Raw genomic sequence first — 10,605 nt, forward strand, 5'->3', positions numbered from 1 at the left:
CCCCGCCGCTACCCGCGCTGCCGCGAGGCAACCGGGGCGGCCGGCCCGGACGCGGCCGCCGCCCCGGAGCGCAGCCCGAGGGACACCGCCGCGACGACGAGCAGCGCCCCCGCGGCCACCCAGAACCCGGTCGCGGTGCCCAGCGCGTCGGCCAGCCGCAGCACCAGCAGGCTGGCGAGCAGGCCGCCGACCTGCAGCGTCAGCGACGACGCCGACAGCGCGGTCGCCCGCTGCCCGGCGGCCACCCGCGCGTGCAGCGCGTCCTTCCACAGCGGCCACGCCGCGGCGTTGCCCACGTAGAAGACGGTGAACAGCCCGCCCAGCGCCAGCGGCCCGCCGAGGGGGACGACCGCGACGGCGAGCGCGCCGAGCAGGGCCAGCCCCGCCGTCGCCGCGCCCGCCGACCCCCGCGCCGCCCGGCGGGCGAGGGGCGCGAGCAGCGCACCGACCCCGGCCGCCGCGTACGACACCGCCATCACCACGCCGAAGACCGCGGCGCCCTCGGCGTCGTCGCCGGTGAGCGCGGCGACGTGCAGCGGCCCCACCAGCTCCAGCGTGCTCAGCGTGCAGCCGACCAACAGGGAGATCGCCAGCAGCCGGCGCAGCACCCGGTCCCGGACGACCAGCCGCGCGGTCCCGCGGACGACCGCGGGCACCTCCCGGACGCCGGCGCGCAGGGCGGCCGCCCCCGCGTGCCGCGCGGGGCCCACCGGGACGACGAGCCCCGCGACGGCGGCCACCGCCAGCAGCGCCACCACCGCGGCGGCCAGCACCGGCAGCACGAGCACCGCGTCGCCCGTGCCCACCGCCACCAGGGGCAGCAGCCCGCCGAGCACCGCGCCCAGGCACAGGCCGGCCCCGTCGGCGGCGCCCGCGCGGGACAGTCCCGGGGTCACGTCCGCGGACGGGTCGGCGGCGTGGACGGCGTCGACGTACCAGGCCTCCAGCGGCCCGGAGTCCAGCGCCCGGCCGACGCCCTTGAGCGCCCACGCCACCGCGAAGGCCGCGACGGAGTGCGCGAGGGCCGAGGCGACCAGCCCGGCGGCGGTCATCAGCCCGGACAGCACGAGGACCTGCCGGGTGCCGATCGCGTCGGCCAGCCCGCCGGTGGGCAGCTCCAGCAGGAGGGTGACCAGCGAGTACACCGCGACGACGACGCCGACGTCCGCCGGGGAGAGCCCGCGCGAGGCGGCCAGCAGCACCGACACCGGCGCGGCGAGCCCGATCGGGAGCCAGCGCAGCGCGGTCAGCCCGACGAACCGGCGGCCGGCCGAGCGGACGGTCAGCGGCGCGCTCACGCCGGGTCCTCGGTGAGCGGGAAGAGGTCCAGCAGCACGTGGACCAGCGGCTGGCCGGGCTCCTCGCGCTCGGCCCGCCAGCGGGCGAGCACGCCGTTGAGCTCCTCGGTGAGCGCGGCGGTGGCCTCCGGCGACAGGTGCAGCGCCCAGTCGTTGAGCGAGACGGCGTCGCGCCAGACCGGCTCGAGGGCCTCGCGCTGCTCGGCGTGCGCGGCGAGCATCCGGCGCTGCCGGCCCAGCGACTGGTGGGTCAGCTCCTCGACGACCTCGCGGCCACCGGGCTGGCCGACCAGGTCCTCGGTGCGCCACCGGGTGCTGCGGTGCCGCGCGCGCCACCAGCGCTCGCGCGCGGTGCCCTGGCCGGCCACCTCCTCGACGAAGCCGAGGTCGGCGAGCTGGCGCAGGTGGTAGCTGGTCGTCCCGCTGCTCTCGCCCAGGCGCTGGCCCAGCCGGGAGGCCGTGGACGGCCCCTCCGACCGCAGCAGGGCGAGCAGCCCGGTGCGGATCGGGTGCGCCAGCGCCCGCAGCGTCCGCGGGTCGGTGACGTCGACGGTCTCCTCGGGGGCGTTCTCGGACACGCCCCCCACGCTAGAGATGCAGAGACCTCTTTGCAAAGAGGTCTCTGCATCCGGTGCGGTCAGCCGTCCGAGTCCTCGCCGTCGGTGGCGTCCTCGACCTCCTGCTCGGCCTCGTCGACGCCCTCCTCGACGTTCTGCTCCACCTCGTCGTTGACGACGTCGGAGCCGCAGGCGGCGACGGTGAACGGGGACGCGGCGAGGGCGAGGCCGACGGCGGCCAGGCGCCAGCTGCGGCGGCGGGGCGTGGTGGCGAGCGACATGGTGGCTCCCTGGGGATCGGGGGTGGGGGCACGGGGTGCCCCGGACCGGCGGCGTCCATGCGCCCCGGCCGCCGCCCGGGGTGATTGACAGCCCGCGACCGGCGGGGCGAGGCTCGCGGCCACAGGCATCCGCCGACGTCGCCGGGCCTCGGAGCAGCGCACGCGCGCTGCCCGGCACCGGTGGGGGATCGAGGTGGCGCTCAGGTGACGTCCCGGGTGCAGCCGACCCCGGCGGAGGGCCTGCGGATGGGCACCCCGCGGGGGCGGTGGGTGCTGCTGACCACCGTCCTGGGGTCCAGCCTGGCGCTGCTGGACAGCACCGTGGTCAACGTGGCCCTCGAGCGCATCGGCGCCGACCTCGGCTCCGGGTTCACCGGGCTGCAGTGGACGGTGAACGCCTACACGCTCACCCTCGCCTCGCTGATCCTGCTCGGCGGCTCGCTCAGCGACCGGTTCGGCCGGCGGCGCGTGTTCGTCGTCGGCGTCGTCTGGTTCGCCGCCGCGTCGCTGCTGTGCGGGCTGGCCCCGGACACCGGGACGCTCGTGGTCGCCCGCGCGCTGCAGGGGGTCGGGGGAGCACTGCTGACCCCGGGCAGCCTGGCGATCATCTCGGCGTCCTTCGCCGGGGAGGACCGCGCCGCGGCGGTCGGCGCGTGGTCGGGGCTGGGCGGGGTGGCCGGCGCGGTCGGGCCCTTCGTCGGCGGCTGGCTGGTGGAGTGGAGCTGGCGGGCGGTCTTCCTGGTCAACATCCCGCTGGCCGTCGTGATCGTCTTCGTCGCGGCCCGGCACGTGCCCGAGACCCGCGACCCCGCCGCCGCGCCCGGGCTGGACTGGACCGGGACCGTCCTGGTGGTCGTCGGCCTCGGCGGGCTCACCTACGCCCTCACCGCCGCCGGCGGGCCGAGCCCCGGGCCGGCGGTCTGGGCCTGGGGGATCGCCGCGGTGGTCGCGCTGGCCGCCTTCGTCGTCGTGCAGCGTCGCTCCCGCCACCCGCTGGTGCCGCCCGTGCTCTTCCGCAGCCGGCAGTTCACCTCCGCCAACGTGGTGACGCTCCTGGTCTACGCCCCGCTCGGGGTCGTCTTCGTGCTGCTGGTGCTGCAGCTGCAGGTCGTGTCCGGCTACAGCCCACTGCTGGCGGGGACCGCGCTGCTGCCCGTCACCGTGCTCATGCTGCTGTTCTCCTCGCGGGCCGGCGCCCTCGCCCAGCGCATCGGGCCGCGGCCGCTGATGACCCTCGGGCCGCTGCTGTCGGCCGCCGGCCTGCTGCTCATGCTGCGGATCGGCGAGGACGCCTCCTACCTGCTCGACGTCCTGCCGGCCACGGTCGTGTTCGGCGCCGGGCTGACCCTGCTGGTCGCCCCGCTCACCGCGACCGTCCTCGACTCCGCCGACGACCGGTACGCCGGCGTCGCGTCCGGGGTCAACAACGCCGTCGCCCGGGCGGCCAGCCTCCTCGCGGTGGCCGTCGTCCCGGTCGTGGCGGGCATCGGCGGCGACGACTACACCGACCCCGCCGCCTTCGGCGCCGGCTTCCGGACGGCGGTGCTCGTCTGCGCCGCGCTGCTGGTCGCGGGCGCGCTCGTCGCCCTCGCCGGGATCCGCCGGCCGCTGCGCACCGCGGAGGCCGAGGGGCGGCTGCCGGTCGAGGAGTACCCGCACTGCAACGTCGAGGGCCCGCAGCTGTACCCGCGCGAGCCCGTGGGCTCCCGCCCGGCCCGCGGGGGCGGTCCCCGCGGCCCCGACCCCCTGGAGGACCAGTGACCCAGGCCCCCGAGCCCGCCGGGCGGGCCCGGCCCGTCCTGCTCACCGTCGACGACGACCCCGGGGTGTCCCGGGCGGTGGCGCGCGACCTGCGCCGCCACTACGGCGAGCGGTTCCGGGTGGTCCGGGCCTCCTCCGGCGAGGAGGCGCTCGGGGCGCTGCGGGAGCTCAAGCTGCGCGGGGACCGGGTGGCGGCGGTGCTCGCCGACTACCGGATGCCCGGGATGAACGGCATCGAGTTCCTCGAGCAGGCGATGGACCTCTTCCCCCGGGCGCGCCGGGCGCTGCTCACCGCCTACGCCGACACCGACGCCGCCATCCAGGCGATCAACCTCGTCGACGTCGACCACTACCTGCTCAAGCCGTGGGAGCCGCCCGAGGAGAAGCTCTACCCGGTCGTCGACGCCATGGTCGCGTCCTGGGAGGCCAGCCCCGACACCGCCGTCGAGGACGTCAAGCTGGTCGGCCACCACTGGTCGGCGCCGTCGTTCGCGGCCCGGGACTTCCTGGCCCGCAACGCCGTCCCGTACCGCTGGTACAGCGTCGAGGAGCCCGAGGGGCGGCGGCTGCTCGCCGCGGCCGGCGCGGGTCCCGACGACGTCCCGGTCGTGGTGCCGCCGGGCGGGGAGGCGCTGCTCGCGCCGACCGAGGCCGAGCTCGCCGCCGCGGTCGGGCTCACGGTCGAGCCGAGCACCGACTTCTACGACCTGATCGTGGTCGGCGGCGGCCCGGCGGGGCTCGGCGCCGCCGTCTACGGCGCCTCCGAGGGGCTGCGCACCGTGCTGGTCGAGCGGCAGGCCACCGGCGGGCAGGCCGGGCAGAGCAGCCGGATCGAGAACTACCTCGGCTTCCCCGACGGCGTCTCCGGCGGGCAGCTGGCCGAGCGCGCCCGGCGGCAGGCCATCCGGTTCGGCACCGAGGTGCTCACCGCGCGCAAGGTGACCGCGCTCGAGGTCCGCGGCTCGGCCCGGGTGGTGCACTTCGCCGACGGCGGCAGCATCGCCGCGCACGCGGTCGTGCTGGCCACCGGCGTCGCCTACCGGACGCTGCCGGCCCCGGGCGCCGACGGGTTCACCGGCCGCGGCGTCTACTACGGCTCGGCGATCACCGAGGCCGAGGCCTGCGCCGACCAGCCGGTCTACGTCGTCGGCGGGGCGAACTCGGCGGGGCAGTCGGCGGTGTTCTTCTCCCGGCACGCCAGCTGCGTCACGCTGGTGGTCCGCGGCTCCTCGCTGGAGGCGTCCATGTCGCACTACCTGGTGCAGCAGCTGGCCGCGATCCCGAACGTCGTCGTCCGGACCGGCACCACGGTGACCGCCGTGCTGGGCGACGACCACCTGGAGCAGATCGAGCTCAGCGACCGCTCCGGCCGGGTGGAGACCGTGCCGACGTCGCACCTGTTCGTCTTCATCGGCGCCGAGCCGCGCACCGACTGGCTCGACGGCGTCCTCGCCCGCGACGAGCGCGGGTTCGTGCTCACCGGCCCGGAGCTGCTCGTCGACGGCGAGCGGCCCCCGGGCTGGCGGCTGCAGCGCGACCCGTTCTTCCTCGAGTCCAGCGTCCCGGGCGTGTTCGTCGCCGGCGACGTCCGCGCCCAGTCGGTGAAGCGGGTGGCCTCCGCCGTCGGCGAGGGCGCCATGGCGGTCACGCTGGTGCACCGGTACCTGGAGGACCGGTGACCGCGCCCACCCGCCTGGAGCCCGCGCGGCTGCGGGAGCTGTTCCTGTTCACCGACCTCGACGAGGCGCAGCTGGCGTGGGTGGCGGAGACCGGCGACGTCGTCGCGTTCCCCGCCGGCAGCGACGTCTCGACCGAGGGCGAGCCGGCCGAGTGCTTCTACGTGCTCCTGACCGGCACGCTGCGGATGGTCCGGCGGGTGGGCCGCGACGAGGTGGAGACCACGCGCACCGACCAGCCGGGCGTGTTCAGCGGCGCGGTGCAGTTCTACCTCGGCGACCAGGTCCCGCAGGTCTACCCGGCGACGGTGCGCGCGGTCACCGACTGCACCTTCCTGGCGCTGCCCGCCGCCGAGTTCGCCGCGGTGTTCCGCCGCTGGTACCCGATGGCCGTCCACCTGCTGCAGGGCCTGTTCCTGGGCACGCGCAACTCCGAGGAGCTGGTCGGCCAGCGGGAGCGGCTGCTGGCGCTGGGCAAGCTGACCGCGGGGCTCACCCACGAGCTCAACAACCCGGCCGCGGCCGCGTCCCGGGCCACCGCGGCGCTGCGCGAGCGGGTCGCCGGCATGCGGCACAAGCTCGCGCTGCTGGCCGACGGCACCTTCGACGGCTCCCAGCTGCGCCGGCTGACCGAGCTGCAGGAGCGGTTCGTCGCGGGCATCGGCAGCGCGGCCGAGCTGAGCGCGCTGGAGCGGTCGGACCGGGAGGACGAGCTCGGCGACTGGCTCGAGGACCACGGCGTCGACCGGCCCTGGGAGCTGGCGTCGGTGTTCGTCCCGGCCGGGCTGGACCCGACGTCGCTGGAGGCGGTCGCCGACGCCGTCGAACCCGACTTCCTCGAGCCGGCGCTGCGCTGGCTGGCCTACACCGTCGAGACCGAGATGCTGCTCGCCGAGATCCTCGACAGCACCTCGCGGATCTCCCACCTGGTGGGCGCGGCCAAGCAGTACTCGCAGGTCGACCGCACGCCGCACCAGCTCACCGACCCGCACGCCGGGCTGGACGCGACGCTGGTCATGCTCAGCGCGAAGACCGGGCCGGGGATCCGCGTGGTCAAGGAGTACGACCGGTCGATGCCGCCGGTGCCGGCCTACGCCGCCGAGCTCAACCAGGTGTGGACCAACCTCATCGACAACGCCCTCGACGCGATGGCGGGGGAGGGCACGCTCACCCTGCGCACCGCCGTCGACGGCGACAACGCCGTCGTCGAGGTCGCCGACACCGGCCCGGGCATCCCGGAGACCATGCGGCGCCGGGTGTTCGAGCCGTTCTTCACCACCAAGCCGGTGGGACACGGCACCGGCCTCGGGCTGGACGTCGCCTGGCGCATCGTCACCAACCGGCACGGCGGGGTGATCAAGGTGCGCTCGGAGCCGGGGAACACCCGGTTCGTGGTGCGGCTGCCGCTGTCCGAGCCGCCGGAGGCCTGAGCCTCAGGCCGCCGCCCGGGTGTGCTCGACGACGAGTGCGGCGGTGCGCTCGGCGGCGAGCTCGGGGATCCAGTGCGGCACGTCCTCGAGCACCTCGAGCCGGTAGGGGCCGCGCACGTGGTCGCGCGTGCGCTCGGTGGCGGCGCGGCCGAGGAACGTGTCGCCGGTGCTCCACACGTGCAGCGCCGGCGCGGTGACCTCGCCGACGGCGTCCCGGGCGCCGAAGGACACCGCCCGGTACCAGGCCAGCGCGCTCGACAGCGCCCCCGGCTCGCGCATGCGCTCGACGTACCGGTCGACGGCGTCCGCGGGCAGCCCGCCGTTCTCCAGCACGCCGCGCAGCGCCGCGCCGCCGCGGGCGAGCAGCAGCCGCTCGGGCAGCACGGGGACCTGGAAGGCGGCCATGTAGGACGAGCGCAGCCCCTGGTCGCTGGTGAGCACCGCGCGCGCCACCGCGGCCGGGTGCGGCGTGGACAGCGAGGTCAGCGTGCGCACCCGGTCGGGGTGCCAGGCGCCCAGCGCCCAGGCGACCGCGCCGCCCCAGTCGTGCCCGACGACGTGCGCGCTCTTCAGCCCCGCGGCGTCCAGCAGGGCCAGGACGTCGCCGGCCACCGCCCGCAGCCGGTATGCCGACCGCCCGCGCGGCCGGGCGCCGGGGCTGTAGCCGCGCTGGTCGAACGCCAGGGTGCGCAGGCCCGCGGCGTGCAGCAGCGGAGCCATCCGGTCGAAGGCGCCGGCGTCCTGCGGGAAGCCGTGCAGGAGCACCACCGGCTCGCCGCCGGGCGGGCCGTCGTCGCGGACGTCGAAGGTCAGGCCGTCGTTCCGGAACCCCTGCATGCCCCTCCGGTGCCCGCCCGGCGGCTGCCGGAACCCCCCGCGTCGGGGACGATGGGGGAGTGACGGTGACCGCGACGGAGCTGATCGTGCTGGTCGACGACGACGGGACGCCGATCGGCACGATGCCCAAGCCGCTCGTGCACCACGGCGAGACGCCGCTGCACCGCGCGTTCTCCGCCTACCTGTTCGCCGACGACGGCCGGCTGCTGGTCACCCGCCGCGCCGCGGGCAAGCAGACCTTCCCGGGCATGTGGACCAACACCGTCTGCGGCCACCCCGGCCCCGGCGAGGACGACGGCGCCGCGATCGCCCGCCGCGCCTCCCAGGAGCTGGGCCTTCAGGTGGCCGACCTGCGCCCGGCGCTGCCCGGCTACCGCTACTGCGCCGAGTTCCGCGGCGTCGTCGAGAACGAGGTCTGCCCGGTCTACCTGGGGCGCTTCACCGGCACGCCCGACCCCGACCCGGCCGAGGTGGGGGAGTGGGAGCTGCTGGAGTGGGCGGCGTTCCGCCGCCGCCAGGAGGACTCCGAGCGCGACGAGTGGTCGCCCTGGTGCCGCGAGCAGGCGCGCCTGATCGAGCAGGCCGGGCTGGTGCCGGCGGCCTGAGTCCGCCTTGCGCAGGCAAAAGGCGGTAGTCGCCGGGACACGGACGGTGGCGGGCGCGCCCGGCCGCTCGTGTCGCTGCGCCGGACGCGCCGGAGCGCCCTCCTAGCGTCCGCCGCGTGGACCGCCGGGGCTTCCTCCTCCTGCTCGCCACCGGACTCGCCGGGGCCGCCGTCGGGCGCGGCGCCGCCGAGCTGGACCTGGCGGCACCCGACCTCGTCGCCCCGCCGCCCGCCGCGGCCGCCGAGCCCACGGCCCCGGGCGGGCTGGTCGCCGTCCCCGCCCCGGCCGGCGTCGTCGACCAGATCCCCGGCCGGGGCAACCAGCTGGCCCTGACCATCGACGACGGCAGCGACGGCGAGGTGGTCGCGGCGCTGGTCACCCTCGCCCGCGAGACCGGCACCCGGCTGACGTTCTTCCCCAACGGCAGCTACCGCACGTGGGGCGACAACGCCCGCGACCTGTGGCCGCTGATCGAGTCCGGCCAGGTCGCCTTCGGCAACCACACCTGGTCGCACCCGGACCTCACCACCGTCTCCGACGCCGAGGTGGCCGAGGAACTGCGGCGCAACCAGGAGTTCATGCGCCGCACCCTCGGCGTCACCGACACCCCGTTCTGGCGGCCGCCGTTCGGCTCGCACGACGAGCGCGTCGACGCCATCGCCGCCGACCTCGGCCACCCGACCACGGTCATGTGGAACGGCACCTTCGACGACGCCCGCGCGGTCGGCGCCGAGGAGCTCATGGCCGCCGCGGAGCAGTGGTTCGCCGCCCGGGCGATCATCGTCGGCCACGCCAACCAGCCGGCCATCACCACCGTGCTCGACCGGATGCTGGAGCTGATCGAGACCCGGCAGCTGCAGACGGTGACCCTCGCCGACGTCTGGTCCTCCCCGGCCTGACCGCTCCGACCTGCGGGCCGCGCGGACCTCGGCGAGAGTGGCGGGGACGCATCGTGATCACGGTCCCGTCGGTCGTGTACCGGTGGGGGCCGGAGGACGGAGGAACGGGTGGCAGGGGACCTGAAGGGCCGCGTGGCGCTGGTCACCGGCGGGGCCAGCGGGCTGGGCCGGGCGACGTGCGTGTCGCTGGCGGAGGCCGGCGCGCACGTCGTCGTCGCCGACATCGACGCCGACGGCAGCGAGCGCACCCGCGAGCTGGTGACCGACGCGGGCGGCAGCGCCGAGGTCGTCCCGCTGGACGTCACCGACGACGCCAGCCGCCGCGAGGTCGTGGCCCGGCTCTTCGACCAGCACGGCGACGCCTTCGACGTCCTGGTCAACGTGGCCGGCATCGACCGCCCGGGCTACGTCACCGACATCGACCTCGACGACTACCGCCGGGTCATGGCGGTCAACTGCGAGGGCCCGATCTTCCTCACCAGCGAGTTCGTGAAGCGGGTCCAGCACCTGCCGGAGGGCCGTACCGCCGACGTCGTGCACGTGGTGTCGCTGTCGGCGATCACCTCGGGCAGCGGCGCGATCGCCTACAACGGCTCCAAGGCCGGCTTCCTCAACGCCACCCGCTGCATCCAGCGCGAGCTGCGGGAGAAGGCCGTGACGCTCGAGGACGGCAGCGAGCGGCCCTTCCCGGCGCGGGTCATGAGCGTCATCCCGGCGGCGATGGACACGCCGATGATGGAGCAGTGGGGCATCCCCGGGCACCTGATGATGCCGCCGTCGGCGGTGGCCGACACCGTCCGCACGCTGCTCCTGCTGCACCCCTCGGCGTTCGTGCCGGAGATGCAGGTGGTGCCGCGCCTCGAGCCCAACTTCCCGCGATGACCGACCCGGACCTCCCCGACAGCGGCATGGCCTCCGGCTCGGACGCCGGCCAGCCGGGGGAGCACCTCGGCGGCGGCGACCTGCGCCCCGACGAGCAGCGCCTGCTCGCCGAGCTGACGCGCGGCGTCGACGCCCCGCCGGACGGCACCGAGGCCGAGGTGCGCGCGGCCGAGGACGAGGCGCCGCTGCCCGACGACGGCGGTCCCCAGGACGACGGCCTGGCGGCCGGCTTCTCGGACCCGCCCACCGGCTGAGTCCGGGGGGGGGGCGGGGGGGGGGCGGGGGGGGGGGGGGGGGGGGGGGGGGGGCCGGGGGGGGGGGGGGGGGGGCGGGGGGGGGGGGGGGCGGGGGGGGGGGGGGGGGGGGGGGCGGGGGGGGG

11 protein-coding genes are annotated in these 10,605 nt (G+C 76.6%); 7 read left to right on the top strand and 4 right to left on the bottom strand.

All coding sequences use genetic code 11. The features are described from left to right. Positions 1–8: 8 nt before the first annotated feature. From ACI79B_RS21700 to ACI79B_RS21710, 3 genes are read right to left on the bottom strand one after another with little or no spacing between them, the layout of a single operon-like run. Entirely contained in the window at positions 9–1,298 is a 1,290-nt protein-coding gene (locus tag ACI79B_RS21700; protein WP_456925991.1) for an MFS transporter, read from the bottom strand. Further along, positions 1,295–1,876 carry a helix-turn-helix domain-containing protein gene (locus tag ACI79B_RS21705; protein WP_456925990.1) on the bottom strand — a complete coding sequence of 194 codons (582 nt, stop codon included), beginning with the start codon at positions 1,874–1,876 and terminating at the stop codon, positions 1,295–1,297. The genes ACI79B_RS21700 and ACI79B_RS21705 overlap by 4 nt, the downstream gene beginning before the upstream one ends. Positions 1,877–1,935: 59 nt before the next feature. Then, positions 1,936–2,136 (bottom strand): hypothetical protein, encoded by a 201-nt coding sequence (locus ACI79B_RS21710; protein ID WP_456925989.1) that lies wholly within the window; start codon positions 2,134–2,136, stop codon positions 1,936–1,938. Between the two features lie 204 nt (positions 2,137–2,340). Here ACI79B_RS21710 and ACI79B_RS21715 point away from each other — a divergent pair, with 204 nt between their 5' ends. The 3 genes from ACI79B_RS21715 to ACI79B_RS21725 are packed head-to-tail and all read left to right on the top strand — an operon-like array spanning position 2,341 to position 7,003. Continuing rightward, on the top strand, positions 2,341–3,897 hold the full coding sequence (locus ACI79B_RS21715; RefSeq protein WP_457000245.1) for an MFS transporter: 1,557 nt from the start codon (positions 2,341–2,343) through the stop codon (positions 3,895–3,897). After that, complete coding sequence (locus ACI79B_RS21720; protein ID WP_456925987.1) at positions 3,894–5,576, top strand: FAD-dependent oxidoreductase; 1,683 nt, start codon at positions 3,894–3,896, stop codon at positions 5,574–5,576. Before ACI79B_RS21715 ends, ACI79B_RS21720 begins: the two co-directional genes overlap by 4 nt. Next, complete coding sequence (locus tag ACI79B_RS21725) at positions 5,573–7,003, top strand: ATP-binding protein (RefSeq protein WP_456925986.1); 1,431 nt, start codon at positions 5,573–5,575, stop codon at positions 7,001–7,003. The genes ACI79B_RS21720 and ACI79B_RS21725 overlap by 4 nt, the downstream gene beginning before the upstream one ends. 3 nt (positions 7,004–7,006) lie before the next feature. Here the strand turns inward: ACI79B_RS21725 and ACI79B_RS21730 are convergent, their stop codons facing one another. Further along, positions 7,007–7,840: an alpha/beta fold hydrolase gene (locus ACI79B_RS21730; RefSeq protein ID WP_456925985.1), complete on the bottom strand. Its 834-nt coding sequence runs from the start codon at positions 7,838–7,840 to the stop codon at positions 7,007–7,009. A 65-nt stretch (positions 7,841–7,905) separates the two neighbouring features. Between ACI79B_RS21730 and idi the strand changes: the two genes are divergently transcribed. The 4 genes from idi to ACI79B_RS21750 all read left to right on the top strand — a co-directional run bounded on the left by idi (position 7,906) and on the right by ACI79B_RS21750 (position 10,480). Next, the gene (gene idi / locus ACI79B_RS21735) at positions 7,906–8,445 is read left to right on the top strand and encodes an isopentenyl-diphosphate Delta-isomerase (RefSeq protein ID WP_456925984.1); all 540 of its coding nucleotides are present in this window, start codon (positions 7,906–7,908) and stop codon (positions 8,443–8,445) included. A 116-nt stretch (positions 8,446–8,561) separates the two neighbouring features. After that, positions 8,562–9,344, top strand: coding sequence for a polysaccharide deacetylase family protein (locus ACI79B_RS21740; RefSeq protein WP_456925983.1), 783 nt, complete (start codon positions 8,562–8,564; stop codon positions 9,342–9,344). Positions 9,345–9,452: 108 nt separating this feature from the next. Then, the gene (locus tag ACI79B_RS21745) at positions 9,453–10,226 is read left to right on the top strand and encodes an SDR family NAD(P)-dependent oxidoreductase (protein WP_456925982.1); all 774 of its coding nucleotides are present in this window, start codon (positions 9,453–9,455) and stop codon (positions 10,224–10,226) included. Continuing rightward, on the top strand, positions 10,223–10,480 hold the full coding sequence (locus ACI79B_RS21750; RefSeq protein WP_456925981.1) for a hypothetical protein: 258 nt from the start codon (positions 10,223–10,225) through the stop codon (positions 10,478–10,480). Before ACI79B_RS21745 ends, ACI79B_RS21750 begins: the two co-directional genes overlap by 4 nt. The last annotated feature ends 125 nt before the right edge of the window (positions 10,481–10,605 follow it).

It is taken from the genome of Geodermatophilus sp. SYSU D00879 (assembly GCF_054050375.1).

Bases quoted from the DNA above. Each gene is read 5' to 3' on its own strand.
- ACI79B_RS21710 (WP_456925989.1), bottom strand. From the start codon at position 2,136: ATGTCGCTCGCCACCACGCCCCGCCGCCGCAGCTGGCGCCTGGCCGCC.
- ACI79B_RS21730 (WP_456925985.1), bottom strand. From the start codon at position 7,840: ATGCAGGGGTTCCGGAACGACGGCCTGACCTTCGACGTCCGCGACGAC.
- ACI79B_RS21750 (WP_456925981.1), top strand. From the start codon at position 10,223: ATGACCGACCCGGACCTCCCCGACAGCGGCATGGCCTCCGGCTCGGAC.